At 44.5% G+C, this 16521-nt stretch carries 18 protein-coding genes; 6 read left to right on the top strand and 12 right to left on the bottom strand.

The window, feature by feature from the left end; translation table 11 throughout:
- Positions 1-24: 24 nt before the first annotated feature.
- The 5 genes from N473_RS11550 to N473_RS11530 form a co-directional block, all read right to left on the bottom strand.
- Complete coding sequence (locus N473_RS11550) at positions 25-987, bottom strand: FecR family protein (protein ID WP_063368040.1); 963 nt, start codon at positions 985-987, stop codon at positions 25-27.
- 15 nt (positions 988-1002) lie between these two features.
- The gene (locus N473_RS11545) at positions 1003-1506 is read right to left on the bottom strand and encodes a sigma-70 family RNA polymerase sigma factor (RefSeq protein WP_196766402.1); all 504 of its coding nucleotides are present in this window, start codon (positions 1504-1506) and stop codon (positions 1003-1005) included.
- Positions 1507-1978: 472 nt separating this feature from the next.
- Positions 1979-2509, bottom strand: coding sequence for a TlpA disulfide reductase family protein (locus tag N473_RS11540; RefSeq protein WP_063368038.1), 531 nt, complete (start codon positions 2507-2509; stop codon positions 1979-1981).
- Positions 2510-2674: 165 nt separating this feature from the next.
- Positions 2675-3172 (bottom strand): YbaN family protein, encoded by a 498-nt coding sequence (locus N473_RS11535; RefSeq protein ID WP_063368037.1) that lies wholly within the window; start codon positions 3170-3172, stop codon positions 2675-2677.
- Entirely contained in the window at positions 3162-3773 is a 612-nt protein-coding gene (locus N473_RS11530) for a biliverdin-producing heme oxygenase (protein WP_063368036.1), read from the bottom strand. The genes N473_RS11535 and N473_RS11530 overlap by 11 nt, the downstream gene beginning before the upstream one ends.
- Positions 3774-4076: 303 nt before the next feature.
- On the opposite strand from N473_RS11530, the gene N473_RS11525 reads away from it, so the two are divergent.
- The 3 genes from N473_RS11525 to N473_RS11515 all read left to right on the top strand — a co-directional run bounded on the left by N473_RS11525 (position 4077) and on the right by N473_RS11515 (position 7859).
- On the top strand, positions 4077-5264 hold the full coding sequence (locus N473_RS11525) for a cellulase family glycosylhydrolase (RefSeq protein ID WP_063368035.1): 1188 nt from the start codon (positions 4077-4079) through the stop codon (positions 5262-5264).
- A gap of 254 nt (positions 5265-5518) precedes the next feature.
- Positions 5519-7537: a methyl-accepting chemotaxis protein gene (locus N473_RS11520; RefSeq protein ID WP_231099560.1), complete on the top strand. Its 2019-nt coding sequence runs from the start codon at positions 5519-5521 to the stop codon at positions 7535-7537.
- 55 nt (positions 7538-7592) lie between these two features.
- Complete coding sequence (locus N473_RS11515; RefSeq protein ID WP_419555150.1) at positions 7593-7859, top strand: TIGR02450 family Trp-rich protein; 267 nt, start codon at positions 7593-7595, stop codon at positions 7857-7859.
- 2 nt (positions 7860-7861) lie between these two features.
- On the opposite strand, the gene N473_RS11510 is transcribed toward N473_RS11515, so the two are convergent.
- Positions 7862-9076 carry a helix-turn-helix domain-containing protein gene (locus N473_RS11510; RefSeq protein ID WP_081221104.1) on the bottom strand — a complete coding sequence of 405 codons (1215 nt, stop codon included), beginning with the start codon at positions 9074-9076 and terminating at the stop codon, positions 7862-7864.
- A 188-nt stretch (positions 9077-9264) separates the two neighbouring features.
- Between N473_RS11510 and N473_RS11505 the strand changes: the two genes are divergently transcribed.
- The gene (locus tag N473_RS11505; protein ID WP_063368033.1) at positions 9265-9978 is read left to right on the top strand and encodes a DUF2306 domain-containing protein; all 714 of its coding nucleotides are present in this window, start codon (positions 9265-9267) and stop codon (positions 9976-9978) included.
- Between the two features lie 161 nt (positions 9979-10139).
- Positions 10140-10952, top strand: a complete 813-nt coding sequence (locus N473_RS11500) for an SDR family NAD(P)-dependent oxidoreductase (RefSeq protein ID WP_063368032.1) — start codon at positions 10140-10142, stop codon at positions 10950-10952.
- Here the strand turns inward: N473_RS11500 and N473_RS11495 are convergent.
- The gene (locus tag N473_RS11495) at positions 10949-11839 is read right to left on the bottom strand and encodes a LysR family transcriptional regulator (RefSeq protein WP_063368031.1); all 891 of its coding nucleotides are present in this window, start codon (positions 11837-11839) and stop codon (positions 10949-10951) included. The genes N473_RS11500 and N473_RS11495 overlap by 4 nt on opposite strands.
- A 98-nt stretch (positions 11840-11937) precedes the next feature.
- Between N473_RS11495 and N473_RS11490 the strand changes: the two genes are divergently transcribed.
- Positions 11938-12930 carry a zinc-dependent alcohol dehydrogenase family protein gene (locus N473_RS11490; protein WP_063368030.1) on the top strand — a complete coding sequence of 331 codons (993 nt, stop codon included), beginning with the start codon at positions 11938-11940 and terminating at the stop codon, positions 12928-12930.
- A 316-nt stretch (positions 12931-13246) separates the two neighbouring features.
- Here the strand turns inward: N473_RS11490 and N473_RS11485 are convergent, their stop codons facing one another.
- The 5 genes from N473_RS11485 to N473_RS26190 all read right to left on the bottom strand — a co-directional run bounded on the left by N473_RS11485 (position 13247) and on the right by N473_RS26190 (position 16436).
- Entirely contained in the window at positions 13247-13630 is a 384-nt protein-coding gene (locus tag N473_RS11485) for a hypothetical protein (protein WP_063368029.1), read from the bottom strand.
- Entirely contained in the window at positions 13627-14223 is a 597-nt protein-coding gene (locus N473_RS11480; protein ID WP_063368028.1) for a hypothetical protein, read from the bottom strand. Before N473_RS11480 ends, N473_RS11485 begins: the two co-directional genes overlap by 4 nt.
- A 190-nt stretch (positions 14224-14413) precedes the next feature.
- Entirely contained in the window at positions 14414-15790 is a 1377-nt protein-coding gene (locus N473_RS11475) for a class II fumarate hydratase (protein WP_063368027.1), read from the bottom strand.
- An 8-nt stretch (positions 15791-15798) separates the two neighbouring features.
- On the bottom strand, positions 15799-16170 hold the full coding sequence (locus N473_RS11470; protein WP_046354893.1) for a hypothetical protein: 372 nt from the start codon (positions 16168-16170) through the stop codon (positions 15799-15801).
- A 95-nt stretch (positions 16171-16265) separates the two neighbouring features.
- Positions 16266-16436, bottom strand: a complete 171-nt coding sequence (locus N473_RS26190; protein ID WP_155735588.1) for a hypothetical protein — start codon at positions 16434-16436, stop codon at positions 16266-16268.
- Positions 16437-16521 lie beyond the last annotated feature (85 nt).

Raw genomic sequence — 16521 nt, 5'->3', positions numbered from 1 at the left:
TTTTTAGTTTTTGGGTTATTTCAATTATTTCAATGAGATAAAGTGGAGGTGATTGGCTACTGATTGGTGCTTTATGGTTGGATCTGATGCCAACATTTTCATCGCAAGTTCGATATTGTCAGTCGGGTAGACGCCAGATACACGAATATGGCTGAGCTCTGTGCTTTGATACATTAATACGCCTGGGTAATGCGCTTCGAGCGATTCCAGTAACACGGTTAGACTAATATCATTGGCGACCAACCTATGGTTTAACCAAGCTAAGCGGATGCTAGGGTTGGTTGGGTAAGGGCCTGTTAAGTATCTATCCTCTACTTCCATGGCTTCGCCTTGTTTTCCTGTTACACAGTTATTTTGTGGCAAATAGCACAGTTTTACTTTGGATTCCGTGACCACAACGTAAGTATCTTGTCCGCGTGCTTTGACCGAGAAGCTTGTACCCAGTGCGGTTGCGCTGGCATCTTTTGTTTGCACCACTAACGGCCAGGATGGATTGGTGGTTGCATCGATATGTACTTCACCTTGATGTAGGCGAATTAGGCGGGTTTGGTCATTGAATTCCACATCAATTTGGGTTTGTGCATTTAGGGTTATCACACTGCCATCTTGAAGTGTAATCGTTTGAGTTTGCCCTTTGAGGGTATAGTGATCAGCGGTGATACCGCTAAAACCAAGATGGTTTAATAACAGACCAAATCCCGAAAATAAGGCGATACTGAGAAAGGCTTTTGCGGCACCATGACGCTTTGGCGGCTTGTTATCTAACACGTTATTTAAAACGCGCCCATTTAACCCCGTATCGGGAGTATTAAACTCACCCCACAACGCAGTTAATTCATCATATGCTCTTTGATTGTCTGGGTGTAAGTTTAGCCATTGATGATGTGCTTGAATATCTTCGTCAGTTGGTGCGTCCGAATGTAATAAGGCACACCAATCTGCGGCTTGTTTGAGTTTATGTTGGTAGCTAGCGTTTTGTGCCGACATAGTGATCTCTGGGACTTAATCCATCAACTGGCTGTGGCAATGTAAGAGCGTTTGAGCAATATACTTTTGCACCATGCTTTCAGAGACATCAAGTGCTGCGGCGATTTCTTTATATTTCATACCATCTAAACGCGCCATTAAAAACGCGCGTCTGGGCTTATCAGCTAGACCTTCGAGTAAACGGGACAGCGCTTCCAACCTTTGCATCGTTTCTAAAACTGTTTCACAAGAGGGGGCCTGCGCTTGCGGAAGTTCACTTTGCGCCTCGATATAAGCCTGCTCGATACGTTTTCGACGTGCTTTATCTATGATCAGGCGGTTTGCAATTGTCGCTAAATAAGCCCGAGGTTCTTTGACCTCGAGCAGATCGGTCGATGAAGTCAGGGCCCTGATAAAGGTGTCCTGAGATAAATCTTGTGCATCGTGATGCGAGTGCAGTTTCAGCTTGTTCTGTAAGAACCTCACCAGCCAAAATTGATTATCGCGAATAAACAGATCTATACCAGCGGAATTTGACACCGTTTGTTCCTTACTGTAGTGCATAAATGTAAATAATTATCATTAACAGTACCATTAATAAAGTATTGGAGCAAGTTTATTATGTCTAAGATAAAAGTTGGCAGAGTAAAAAATTAGCAGGGTTTAAAGTGCGAATTGCCACGATAAAAATTAAGTAAAGGTGGTTGATTTTGATACCTGCATTTACCTTTTAATATAGATTGTATCTGTGGTGATTTGATACTAAAAGTATTGAAAAGTTTAGAAAATTGCTATTTAAAAACGTGCTGATATTGATGGGATGTGGTCTTTGTTATTTTTATACATTAAGCAGTCATAATTGTCTAAAGATGTGTTTTTGTTGTCGCCAATTGAGCCCCAGTACAATATTAATTATTTAATTTTATACAATATATAAATGCCTTTATACCGAGGTAAGTGGCAAGGCTTTCAGACACTATGTTGATTTGTTCTGAAAACCAAACGTGTAATGTTATCCTTGATCTTCGAGCGACGTTTTACTCGTCAATACTTTCTCAATGGCTTTAAGCATGGGTTGGGCTGTTCGTTCACTATAGCCTGCTTGAGCGTAGGTTACCTGGCCTTGCTGATCTATAACGAGGGTGAAAGGTAATCCAGGCTTTTTTAACTTCTTATAGAGCGTATGCTTTTTGTCGAAAACAAAAGTGACTTGCAGACCACGCTTTTCAAATTGCTTTAAGAGGCTTTTATACGTTCTTCTAGTTTGCCCCAGATTGCCTTCCTCCTTGGTGTTAACAACAATCACGCTCACTTTATCGTGACCTAATTTGCGTTGTAACCCCTCTAGTAATGGTAATAATTGTTTACAGTATGGGCACCATGAAGCCCAAAAGGTGACAATGGTAGGCGTAGTACTGCTTCTGTAAATCGGTGCTTCGTGCTGATTTACCCCGAGTATTTGATCAGCACTTATATGCTCTACATCTGCGTTTGCTGTCGTTGTAAAACACAAAATAAATAAAATCACACTATACCTTAGCATAATTCGCTCCTTGTCATTTTGAACCTGTTATGTTTATGAATTGTAACGCGTTATAGAAGTAGAACGATATTTTTTTGACAAGATAACAGGTCGACTGTGTTTTGTTTGTTTATCTCAGTGACAAGGACTACATGGAGGTGTAGTTGAAGCGCTAAGGGGGTCAATTTATTGATAGACTATTGGTGAATATTCAACGATAAACCAGTAGCAAAGTAATACGCAAGAAACCGCGCTGAGCGCGATATTAAAGCGTTTCTCCTGTTGAGGATTGCCTTGTGAGTTTGGACAGCTGGGTTTGGCAAATAAGTAGTTGCAGATAAAGGCAAATAGCAAAAATAAAGCGACTTGTAACCAACCAAAAGAAAACAGCAGACCAGATATTATCAGGCTGGCACTCATTCCCGCTGCGGCAAAGAACTTGGCGGGTTTTGGTACAACTTGATGTCGTTGCCAATTCCTAAGTATTTGGCCGAATCTGGGGTGTGTTAGCAGCCAGTGCTCAAGTCGAACAGAGGATTTTGAAAAACACCACAATGCGATGATCAGAAAAACTGTGGTTGGCATAATTGGCAAAATCGCCCCAATGAATGCGAGCCCCAGTGAAATAACTCCACCGAGTAGGTAGGTATATTTCACTAGGTTTTGACGAATATTATGCGACATGCGTATTTTCTGGTTGTGCATAACTTAGCTCAACAAGCGCATTGGCAAATGTGAACGCGGCTTGTGCGCCTTCTAGCATCGCTTGTTCTTGTTGTTCGTTCAGTGGAGCATCTTCAATGCCTTGCATAAACTGGCGCCAATGAGACCCTCTACTTTTTTCTGAACCAGCTAAAAAGCGAGCGCCAAATTCACCATTTAAGCCTAACTTTTCAGCCTCTTTTGCCAAAACAGCCGCGCCGAGTTTTGAGCCCTCGATGACATACAGCCAACCTAAACTAGCATAGTGGCAATGTGTCACAATGGTTGTATTGGGGAGTGGCTCAGGTTGTTCTAGATTGAGATCTTGGAAATCTTGGCTGAGTGCTTTGAAGCGGTTACGTGCAAGCAGATCAGGGACCAGTTTGGCGAGCTGAGTGTCTAAGTAGAGTGACTCAACATGACGCATTAGGTGAAATTGGTAACGTAAAAAATGACCATAGTTTGTTTTGTTATCAAATGGCGATTGCGCCATGATTTTTTTATCTAATTGGTCATGGACACTGGATGTGGATGCCCTCAGTTTGCTCATTCTTGGGTAGTTAGCAGATCGTAAGTTACTCATTTTCTTTCAATTGAATTCATCATATAAGTAAGAACGCTCGAGTGGCTAAAACCCATAATATAATTGGTTTTTATTTTGTAACTAGCTGATTGAGTTGTTTTATATGCCTGTCATTGCATGTTGGAAAGCCTGGCCCCAAATAACGCGATTGGAAAAAAGTGTATCAGTGATGATTTTCAGCACATTTCAATCCTTTTTCAATACTTTACGATCAATTTGGCGAAAAATAATAGCCATTTAGGTTGGCAACCTCTATATCTCAATCAGGAACAACTATGTAAATAATATGTAAAGGTGAAAGAGATGAAAAAACACGATTTGAGTGCTGTCTTATTGGCAGTCGGACTGATATCAAGTCAGGTTTATGCTGCTGATTGCAGCACCGTAAATACCTATCCAGATTGGCCACAAAAAAACTGGCAAGGGCAACCAAGTCATGCTGGTGCGGGTGATAAACTGGTGCACAATAATACGCTTTATCAAGCAAAGTGGTGGACAAGCTCGGAGCCCGGTACTGGGTCCGCGTGGCAATATTTAGGTCGCTGTGACACAGGTGTCCATATTACGCCGGTTGAAAAGTATGGCCGCTTGCAAGTGTGTGGCACGGGTTTGTGTAGTGAAGCAAACCAGCGTATACAATTACGTGGCATGAGCAGTCACGGATTGCAGTGGCATGGCTTGGGCAAATGTTTGACTGATAAAAGCTTAGATGTACTGAGTTATGATTGGCAGGCTGATGTACTGCGATTGAGTCTATATGTTCAAGAAGGCGGCTATGAGACGGACCCGATTGGTTTTACCAATCAAATGCATACGCTCATTGAAATGGCGAGTGCGCGTGGGCTTTATGTCTTGGTGGACTGGCACCAGCTTGACCCAGGTGATCCCAATTATAATGTTGAGGCTGCCAAAACGTTTTTTACTGAAATTGTCACCAAACATAAGCACCGCAATAACCTTATCTATGATATTGCCAACGAACCTAATGGCGTGCCTTGGTCTGCGGTGCGTCACTACGCCGAGCAAGTTATTCCGGTGATCCGAAATATCCAGCCTAATGCTTTGATCATGGTTGGTACACATGGTTGGTCAACGTTTGGTGCCTCCATGTCGGATGGCGATTTACAGGATGTAATCGATGACCCAGTGCCGTTTGATAACATCATGTATACCTTCCACTTTTATGCTGCCGCACACACGGATTATCACCGCAATATGCTCGATAGAGCGTCGGATATTTTCCCTGTGTTTGTCAGTGAGTTTGGTACACAGCATTACACAGGTGGCGGTGCAAATGACTTTGTGAGTTCGCAGAAATACATTGATTTAATGGCAAGAAAAAAAATCAGTTGGACCAACTGGAATTACTCAGACGACCCACTCAGTGGTGCGGCGTTTAAGGTAGGAAGCTGTGCGTCGCAAAACTTTGCTGACTCTGAACTTAAAGAAGCCGGTGCATGGATCAAAGCAAAAATATTAGACGGGCGTTAGTCGTTTCACAAGCCGTTTTAGCTGTGGCAAAAGAGCACGGTCACGCTCTTTTGCTGCGATTTTCTTGGTGACGCGTCAGTGCAGTTAAGTTTAAAGTTATCTTATTCAAATTATTGCTATATTTGCACTTTTTTACCTTTTATCGGTATTCTTAGTGTCTTTTGATTAATTCATTTATTTTCATTTAGTTAATAATGAAAGATAAATAATTTTGCAATCTGGTGAGCTGTACTATAGTTTAATTCGTAAAAAAAATGTTTAAGAAAAATAGTGGTGCAGTGATGTTACAAGCAATTGCTCGATTGGTTTCTAGCCATATGACAACCGTTGTATTACTACCATGTTTACTCTTAAGCGCAGTGATTTTTTACGATGTATCCATGTCGGCTAAACGGATGAACGACGCCTATGATGCAGAGTACAACGCGTTTTTGAGCCATATGGTATTAAGTGTTATCCACGAGACGCAAAAAGAGCGGGGGGCCTCGGCGGGGTTCATTGGCTCTAAAGGCACTAAATTTAAAGATAACTTGCGTCAGCAGCGCACACAAACAGACAGATTACTTTCCACACTGAAACAGGAAAAACTAAAGTGGGATCTGATCCCAGAAATGGCCAAAGAGTTGGCCGAGTTTGAACGCATGTTTGGTAACTTGTCGCAAATTCGAAATCGTGTAGATGCCTTGTCTATCCCGCTGTCTGAAGCATTGAAGTTTTACACGGATATCAACCTCAAAGCGCTGCATATTGTAATCACCGCATCGCGGCTGAGTAACGATCACACCATCGCCACTGAATTGGTGGCCATCTACAATTTTTCTAGTGCCAAAGAGTCTGCGGGCATTGAACGCGCCGTTTTATCTAATGTATTGAGTCGAGATAGTTTTACGCCAGCACTCAAAACCAAGCATGTTGCGCTGATGACAAAACAAGATGTGTATTTAGAAGAAGCCCTTGAAGCATCTCCTCTCGCAATGAAACGCATCTTAGAGCAGGCACTCAGTGGCAATGCCTTTCGTGAAGTGGCCCGTTATCGCAGTGGCGTTGAAAGTAAAAATGACAATTTTGGCCTGGATGCGGAGAGTTGGTTCAAAGCGGCCACAGATCGTATTAACGCCCTGAAAAAAGCAGAAGAAAAAGCACTGAACTTGGTGGATGAAACGGCCATTAAAATTCAGCAGCATGCGGTGTGGGTGTTGGTCATTGAGTTGATTATTTTAGTCGTCGGCTTGGCTATCACCGCGGCATTGTTTTTTGCGATCCGGCTGCGCCGCCGACAGTCAGCAAAAATTGCTGAAGGCATAGACATTGCCATGCTAAACAAAAACCTAGGGCATGAGATTGGCGTGATTTCTAAAGACGAGTTGGGAAAGTCTGCAAATAATATCAATAAATTAACCCGCCAGTTTGAAGACGATTTGATTGAGTTTGCCAGGGTATCCTCCAGCATTGCGAATGCCTCTCAAGAAACGGCAACGGCGATACAGCAAAGCCAAGAAAATTTAGTCAGCCAGCAATCTGGTATTCAAACGATTGCGTCTGCTTCTGAGCAGATGAGCGCCAACATTCAAGTGATCGCCAATTCGATGAACGAAAATGCGGCGGCTGCAAAAACCGTGACCCAAGAATCATTACAAGGTCAGCAAGTGGTGGCTGATGCAGTGCAAGTGATCCAGCAAGCCTCAGATGATATGGCACGCTCTGCACAATCGGTGGATGCACTGAATGAGCGTGTAGGCAGCATTTCTTCCATGGTTGAAATGATAAAAAGCATTGCAGAGCAGACCAATCTATTGGCATTGAATGCCGCCATTGAAGCGGCTCGTGCCGGTGAGCAAGGGCGTGGTTTTGCCGTGGTGGCTGATGAGGTACGTAGCTTGGCCAGCCGCACCCAAAAATCGACAGAAGAAATCTCAGCTTTGGTGAGTGAATTACAAACCAGCTCCTCAGAGGCGTCTGATGTGATCACACAAGGTAAAGAGAATGCGCTGGAAGCGGCGCAGCGTGCGGAAGAAATTAAGCGTGCCCTTGAGCAAATAGTTGAACAAGCTCAACAAGTTGAATTGGTGACCGAGTCTGTATCGAGTAACACTCAGCAGCAAAGCAACGCCATTGATGAAGTGAGCAAAAATATTAATGGCATATTCCAAAAAGCCACGGAAAATGTCAGTGGCGCCGAGCAAATCAATATTGCCGCCACAGACATTGCCAGAGCCGCACAAATGATGGATAAATTGATCGCTGAATACACGGTGAGTCAGTCAGTGCGTTAATCTCACATGGGCATACCATGGGTGAATGGTATGCCTGTTGCGGTTTTGATCTGAGATGATAAATTGGACGTATCAAGCGTTAAATCAATCTAAAACCGTTTTTATGCAGCATACACTCACTTCTAAAAAGTTGCTCCACAGTAAGTGGACGTCAGTTAGCCCAGCACACAAAGAAAAGCATTTTATGGTCACGTCAGTTGAGTTTGATGAAGATGGCAAAGTGATCGAGTGCGTGATTGAAGCGCTGATGACTAAACGTGAAATTGCCATTAATTGGCGTACACTTAAAGACTCTAAAATATGGAAGATGGGCTGGAAGTAGCCCTAATCCGTGCTGTCTTGTTGCCGATAGGCACTGGGAGTCATACCGGTGTGTTTTTTAAAGGCGGCATAAAATGCAGATTTAGAATTAAAGCCAACCAACATGGCGACATCTAATATGGTCTTATCACTTTGTACGAGCGTGTGTTTTGCCGCATCGACACGGTGCTGATTCACAAAATCGAAAAAGCGGATATCCAGCGTTTCGTTTAAGGTTTGAGAGATATAATGACTCGGTGCACAAATGTGCGCTGCGAGCTTTGGCAGTGACAAAGCAGGGTCTAAGTAGAGCTTATCACCTTGCATGGCACGCTGTAATTTTGTGGCAATTCTTTGCGCTTGCTGGGCGTCCAAAGCGGAGCGCTGATACTTTTCATCACGGCTTGCAGGAGGGTCAGTGATCGGTGGCTTATTAGGCTCAGGCGCTTTATCAAGATCGTAACATTCCACAAAGCCTGGTTTTTGTCTTAAGCCCCACAGCGATAAGCTATATACGAGCAACAAGACTAAAGTGGCATGTAAATGCGGGCTGAGTGGAATTGGGCTCAGCAGGTTGTCAAATACTAAGTTCGTGGCGATAAACAGCCATACCCCGCCAACTGAGCTTAATAACCAAACTAACCAGTGCAGCTCTTTTTGCTCGGTTGATGCAAAGACATCTTTGAGTTTGGCATGATAATCACGCAGCTGTTTAATGATTTTGTAAAAGTACCAAGCAGATTGCAGCACCCAGCCGAGCACACTGATAAATGTGATGATTAATAAGCCATAGATTAAAATTTGCAGTAGGCTTGGGGCTTGCTCAATCAACGCGAGATTGTCGTTGACCAAAATTGCATGCTGATAGGGTGCGGGTAAACACAATGCAATAAGTGTAATGGTGCAGCCAATGCATACTGGGATCAGATGCTTTATATCATGACGTGAAAGCTGCCAAGGTGTATTGCTGGTGAGTGCTTTGGTGTATAGCCATAGGCTGGGTGCAATCAATAATAAGGCAGGCAATGACACTAATAGGTTGATAATTTGCCACTCGATTGGGAGTAATACTTTGCTGATGGGTAACATAGCAATGAGTCCAATGGAGAGCAAACAGACAGCCAAAGGACGGTACACATGTTGCGAGTGCATCCGCAAAATCAGCTGATGTGCACTGAAAATGATGACACAGAGCGTGGCTACATTAAGGGCAAATAGGGCGGGTTGCTCAACGATCATCCGTCTGACAACATGTTTTTTATTAAAATAAAAATAAGCATATAAAACAACATATTAAATGGTTTTTTACGTATTAATCAAGCCGGGCAGTCCCGGTGTTTTTGTCCTTCCCAATCAGCGAGGACGACCTTTTTTTAATCATCTTACATAATCATCGCATCCTTCACCAGATGAGTTAAGTGAGTAAAATGAATAGACACAATCAACCCATTGCGTTTAACTGGCCGGTGGTCAGTGGCCTGCTTGTTATTATGGCGATCCCCGGTTTACCGGCCATCATCATTATTGCGTTAGTGCTGTTGGGTCAAACTGGTGTTTTTGGCATGACTGATGTCATAAACCCTCAGTACATAGCAGCGCCTGCTGCGATATTAACCCATGCTTTAGCGGGGGTAATCTTCTTTTTAACTATGCCTTGGCAGTTTTCTCCTCGTTTGCGTGTGCGTTACCCGCGTTGGCACAGGCTGGCTGGACGCATTGCGGTACTTTCTGGCTGCGTGTTGGCGCTATCGGGAGTTTGGTTACACCTTGTGTTGTCTCCAGATGAGCTTGATGGGCGCTTTATTTCGTTGGTCGTGATGAGTATCGCCATTGTGGGGGCATTCTCTGTGGCTGTTTGGCAGATAGTGCGCGGCCAAGTGACAGGCCATAAAAAGTGGATGATGCGTGCAGTGGCGATAAGCTTAGCTGCCATTACGCCGCTATTTATTGGTGCGATAGTGCATTTGGTGTTGGGCCATTGGCAAGACACATTTGCACCTCTACTGACGATTTACCGTGACTACGACAGATTGATTGCCATGTGTATTAACCTAGCCGTGGTTGAGTGGTTAAGTAAACCGCCACATCAAACGGATGAAGCAAGCGCAGAGCTTAGAGCTGCGTCATCGCTCGACAAATAACGAGGTCCCGTTTAAAAAGTGATTCTGAGCGTGTTTTGATACTTATTATCAATTTATTTTTGAAACTGATTTAAAAACATACACTATTATCAATATGAGTTAGGTGTATTAAAGTGATCCGCAGACATTATTGACACGGTTAATGGGCAAAGGGGAGCGCAATGAGCAAAACCATTTTAATTACTGGATCGACAGATGGCATTGGCAAAGCCTGTGCAATGACTTTGTTGATGCAAGGGCATCGTGTGTTATTACATGGCCGTAATCAAGCAAAGTTAGATGCATTGCGTGATGAACTATCCACACGCTTTGGCAGTGATCGTGTTACCGGTTATTGTGCGGACCTATCTGTGTTGGCCGAGGTCTGTGCTTTGGCTAAGGCGGTTAGGGCAGATCATGCGCAGTTAGATGTGTTAATCAATAATGCGGGTGTGTTCAAAACCACACAAACGCTCAGCAGTGATGGGTATGACATGCGCTTCATGGTTAACACTATTGCGCCTTATATTTTGACGCAAGCACTGCTGTCTATTGTGCCAAAGCAGGGGCGCGTTATTAATTTATCATCTGCAGCCCAGTCGCCATTTGAGGTCAGCGAACTATTAGTACCTAGCAACCTGTCATCGGGGACGGTGTATGCAAAAAGTAAATTGGCGTTGACTGTGTGGTCAATGAGTTTGGGGGCACAATTAAAAGCAAGTGGCCCATGTGTGATTGCGGTCAACCCCAAATCTTTTTTAGGCAGTAAAATGGTGCAGGAAGCCTATGGCATGCAAGGCAGTAGCGTGCAATTGGGGGCGGATATTTTAGTTGAAGCGGCCTTGGGCGAGCGCTTTGCTGATGCAGGCGGGTTGTATTTTGACAATGACATTGGTCAATTTAGCCCGCCCCATCAAAGTGCTGAGGAGCAGGCGTTACAGACGAGATTAATGGAGACCTTGGCGCAGTTAAATCAACACGCGAATTCAATTTAATCCCAATAAGGGACCTCTCCGATATACGCTTTGAGGTAATCAATAAACACCCGCACTTTGGGCGCTAACATGCGAGAGCTTGGGTAGACCGCCCACAGTGCCGTGTCGTTTACGAGGGGAGAATCCTTTAACACTTGAACCAGCTTGCCTTCTTGTAGCGCTTGATAGGCACACCACATTGAGCACAGTGTGATCCCCATACCGCGTATGCAGGCATCACGAATGGCTTCCCCATTATCGATATGCAAGCCACTGATGGGTTTGAGCTTAATGTGCTGCGAGTCACCTTCAAATACCCAGTGATCGATGCCAGTTAAGTTAATCAGCGGGTGGGTGTTAAGCTGCTCTATGGACTCGGGCGCACCATGCTGGGCGATATACTCAGGCGATGCGCATAAAATACGCGTATCGCTGGCAAGCTTACTGGCGATCAGTGAAGAATCACTCAGCGCGGCATTACGGATAGCCACATCAAAGCCACCTTCTACCATATCAACGATACTGTCACTTAAGCGGAGGTCTATCTTCAGTTCTGGATAGCGCTGTGTAAAATCTGCCAATGCCGGCACGATGTGCATCCGTCCGAATGAGGCCGGTGCTGTGATCCGCAATGTCCCTTGAGGTGTATGACTGCCTGCGCCAATGGCGGCTTTGGCGACTTCAACACTTTCGAGAACGGATTCTGCATGCGGTAAAAAAGCCAATCCCTCTTCCGTTAATGCCACTTTACGGGTGGTGCGATAGAGCAGTTGTGTTTCCAGCGCTTCTTCTAACTTATTAATATGGGCGCTGGCAACGGCTGCAGAGAGCCCGAGTTCTTTACCCGCAAGGCTAATGTTATGCGTGGCGGCGATGCGAGTGAATAATTTTAAATGTGCAATGTTCATTATCAATCAAATCTAAAAACTGATTGTATTTATATCGATATTATCAAAAGTATAGTTAAAAAGTAGACTGTTTGTATTCACTGAACGAGGGTTTAATCATGAAAGCAATGGTCATCAATGAATTTGGCGGTACAGACGTATTTACACAAACAGAAGTAGCAAAACCAGAAGTCAGCGCTGGGCAGGTTCGCGTTAAGGTGATGGCGAGCAGCATTAATACGGTAGATATGATGATCCGTGAAATGGGACCGGCTCTACCGTTATCGCCTGCTTTGCCTGCGATTTTAGGTATGGACTTTGCCGGTGTGATTGAGTCAGTTGGCGAGGGAGTGGACGGTTATCGTGTCGGTGATGAGGTTTATGGTTGTGCAGGTGGATTAGCAGAGTTACCTGGCGCATTGGCTGAGTATATGATTGCCGATGCCAATTTAATTGCACATAAGCCGACGTCATTAAGTATGCGTGAGGCCGCAGCCCTGCCATTGGTTGGGATCACTGCATATGAAGGGTTGGTACGTGCGGGGGTGGCACAAGGTCAGCGTGTACTTGTGCATGGTGGCGCTGGCGGCGTCGGGCATGTTGCGGTGCAATTAGCGGCCCATTTTGGTGCCGAGGTGTATGCAACAGGTTCCAAACCGGATCAGCTTGACTTGATAACACGCATGGGCGCAACGCCAATTCACTATCAAACAGAATCGGTATCAGATTATGTGGCTACGCACACACAAGGAGCAGGCTTTGATCTAGTATATGACTCGGTCGGTGGAGCAAACTTGTTGAATTCATTTGAAGCGGCTGCGCTTAACGGTCAGATTGCAACAACGGTATCATTGGCTGAGATTGATTTATCCGTGGCGCATTTTAAAGGGCTGTCTTTGCATGTGGTCTTTATGCTTATTCCAATGCTCCACAATGTGAAACGCGCTGAGCATCACCATATTCTGGCCAGTATGGCAGAGATTGTCGACGCAGGTAAACTGAGCCCTGTTTTGGATGCATCAGACTTGAGTTTTGCGCAAGTGGGCGAAGCGCATGCGCGTTTGGCCAGCGGTCAGGCCATGGGTAAAGTGGTCGTGAGCAATCTTTGGTAGCCATTATTGGGCACTGTTTGTTGCAGCAATTAAAATTAGGTGCAGATTTAACAATGTACCGCTATGATAAAATTATGTATCTAAGCGTATGAGTTGTCAGTGTCTTTTTATCTACTATCGTTATTGTTGATGTTTGCGTTATTTGGCGTGGCATCCACTTATTTGTTGCGCTTTATGTATTGCTATTGGATCAAAAAGCGCTTGGTATTATCTTATCTGGGATCGGCGGGATTGTGCGTTTTACTGGTCGTCCCTTTGTTGTTACTGAACCATTTTTTAGCGGGGTAGGCAGTGAAAAACGACACTGCCTGTCAGGTTATTTTAATACGATGGATTGGCATTTATTGCTAATACACAAGGCTTGAACCGGTAATACGGGCTCGCAGATCTCGCTGGCAATTTTGTTTTGGTTTTCAGACTGCTCTGTTAAAGTGACGGCCTTGGCTGCACGCTCAACATCTTCTTCATTCACATTCCGCGACGAATACACTAGATAGCGGCTCGGTCCGCCACATGTCAATCGCTCACCAACTGCAATGACTTTACATTGAAAGCTGGCATCACACCCTTTATCAGCAATTATCTGCTCAAGCGAATCGCCGGAGCGGGTCGTGGTAGACTGTGATCCTGAGTCTGTGGTTTCACAGCCAGTCAAAAACGTCAGTGATAGACCAAAAGCAATGCCGAGTTTACACTTCATCGATAGTCCCTAGTTGGTGATTTATTAGTACCACCTAGTGTAACACAAGTATTTTCAACACATTGAGTTGTTGGCTGACGTAAATGCTCACAAATGCTGATCATCCCGTGTTTGGCATTATATTGCGCTTCGCTATCGGTCAGCTTTTTAGCCAGTTCATACACTGTGTTTTGATCTGCGGTTTTAGTGGAAAACACTAGGTAGCTTGAAGGTCCACCACATGCACGGCTGCCAACAGGGATCGCCAAACATTGGCTGTTACTGTCACAGCTTTTGTCTCTGGTGATGAAGTTTAAATATTTGTGTTGATTTTGGATCCCCGCTTGAGAAATTTCATCCTCGTTATAATGGGCGATGGGTTCCGCTTTAGTAATCATTTTAGCCGGTGCGGGCTTGCCATGACCGGTATCATGGCGTATTGCTGATTTAGTTTGTAGCTTCGCCGGTGCCAGTTGTTTTTTATTTTGCTTAGCCGGTTGCTCAGCAACTGGTAGCTGGGTTTGTTGTGACTGCGTTGTGTCAGAGCCGGCCTCTGTACTTGAACATCCTGAAATAACCAATAGGCTAGCAAGTGTTAGCTTAAGTGCGTTCATAATCTATCCTGTTTTTTTTTAACAGTGTGCCGTGCTTTGCGCAGAGATACAAGCACGGTACGCTAGGGGTTGAGCAACTAATTGTGTGATAACTGACCTACTTTAGTGGGCCACAGCTCGCCTGTATCATGGCTGAATAGCCTCAGGCGAGTGTTGCACAAACCCTGTATAAGATTAGAGCGCTTTTTGCTTATAGACCACCCTCAGTAAGTTTTTGTGGGTCAAGCAGTGTTTTGAGCTCATCTTCACTGAGCTCTGTATTTTCTGCTGCCACTTCAATAATTGGGCGACCTTCTTTATAGGCTAATTTCGCAATCGCTGCTGCTTTTTCATAGCCAATCACCGGGTTCAGTGCAGTCACTAAAATTGGGTTACGTGATAGCGCACGTTGGATGTTTTCTTCATTGACTTTGAACGTTGCGATGGCTTTATCTGCGATTAAACGAGAGATGTTTGCCAACAACTCAATGCTCTGCAAAATGTTATAGGCAATGACAGGTAGCATCACGTTGAGTTCAAAGTTACCTGACTGACCACCGACTGTGATTGTGGCGTCATTACCGATCACTTGTGCACTGACCATAGCAGCTGCTTCTGGGATCACAGGGTTTACTTTACCCGGCATGATTGACGAGCCTGGTTGTAGTGCTTGCAGTTCAATCTCCGCTAAGCCAGCTAGGGGGCCTGAGTTCATCCAGCGCAGGTCATTGGCAATTTTCATATTCGCGACGGCCAAGGTTTTTAATTGGCCAGAAAGCGCAACAATGGCATCTTGTGAGCCAATGTTGTAGAAAAAGTTTGGACTTGGGTTGAAGCGAATGCCGACATTGCTACTTAAATGGGTGTTAAATGTTGCTGCAAATTGCTTGTCTGCGTTTACGCCAGTGCCCACAGCTGTGCCACCTTGACCTAACTGATAGACTTTTTCTAGAGATGACAAAATGCCTTCGTATGCCGAGTCAATTTGCTGCTGCCAACTGCTGAGTGTCTGGGCAAACGTCACAGGCATCGCATCCATTAAGTGTGTACGCCCTGTTTTTACATGGTGACCCACTTCTTTGCTTTTTCTTTCAATGGTTTGTGATAAATGCTTAAGCGCAGGTAGTAGTTCATAGACTGCTGACGTTGCACTGCTGACATGGATTGCCGTTGGGATCACGTCATTCGAGCTCTGTCCCATGTTGACATCGTCATTGGGGTGAATATTCAAACCACTTTGTTGGCTGGCTAGGGTTGCAATCACTTCATTGGCGTTCATATTTGAACTGGTACCAGAACCAGTTTGAAACACATCTACTGGGAATTGGTCTAGGTGATCACCATCAATAATCTGCTGACAGGCTGTCGCAATGGCCTTTGCTTTGTTTTGATCTAGGTGACCTAGTTGCGCATTCGCTTCTGCTGCGGCCTGCTTGATATAAGCCAGTGCGCGTACAAAGCTGGTTGGCATGGTTAAGTCGCTGACTGGGAAGTTATTCACTGCGCGCTGTGTTTGTGCTTGGTACAGTGCGGTTTCTGGTACTTCTAAAGTGCCCATGCTATCAGATGCGGTGCGGTAAGTGGTCATACTGACTCCTAGTTAAAAGGATTAAATTCGTGACTGATGATCCTAGCTTCGCGTTCTAGGCGGTAAAATGGCGCCATAGAACGGTGCTGTTTTTTATAAAAGCGTTTGAGTGCTAGAAGCGGTTTATGAAGCTGCTCAAAGCATTGCTGCCGAAAGCTCTGATGTACAAGCGGATCGGCGATGTGGTTAAGCAATTCAAAAAAGACACGTCGTAAATAAAGTTCTTGTAATAACACGCAGGGCTTTTTTTCATACCACTTAGCCAGCTTGAATCCATCTTCGATAAAGTTGGCCACATGCACTGGGGCATCTAAATAGGGGCGTTGACATTGTGTATCTAAGCGGGGTTGAAACTGACATAGAACTTGTGGTGTAACCATGACGTATTATATTTTAGTGTAACGATAATTATTATCATTACACTAAAATAGGAGATTAGCAACCCTTATGCGGATTGTCAGTGATGGTGTTATTGTCAGTTATAACCCAAGATAAACTGCTCTGTGGTTTGATCTTTTTCCTGCTCTTTACTGCTGAGCAGATCAGCGACTTCTTGTTGATAGGTTTGCTTAGACTCAGCGGCTTGTTCCTCTGGGATATGGCCTAAACTTTGATTGGGCATATGTGTCACTTTTGAGTACTTCATTTTTGGCATCTCCATACAGGGTTTTTGAACGGGTACACTAGGTACTTATAGTCAATACCTATGTTTTTTGCATACCATATACCAA

It is taken from the genome of Pseudoalteromonas luteoviolacea CPMOR-1 (genome assembly GCF_001625685.1).
Taxonomy (GTDB): domain Bacteria; phylum Pseudomonadota; class Gammaproteobacteria; order Enterobacterales; family Alteromonadaceae; genus Pseudoalteromonas; species Pseudoalteromonas luteoviolacea_K.
This window is presented reverse-complemented; position numbering and strand designations above follow the sequence as displayed.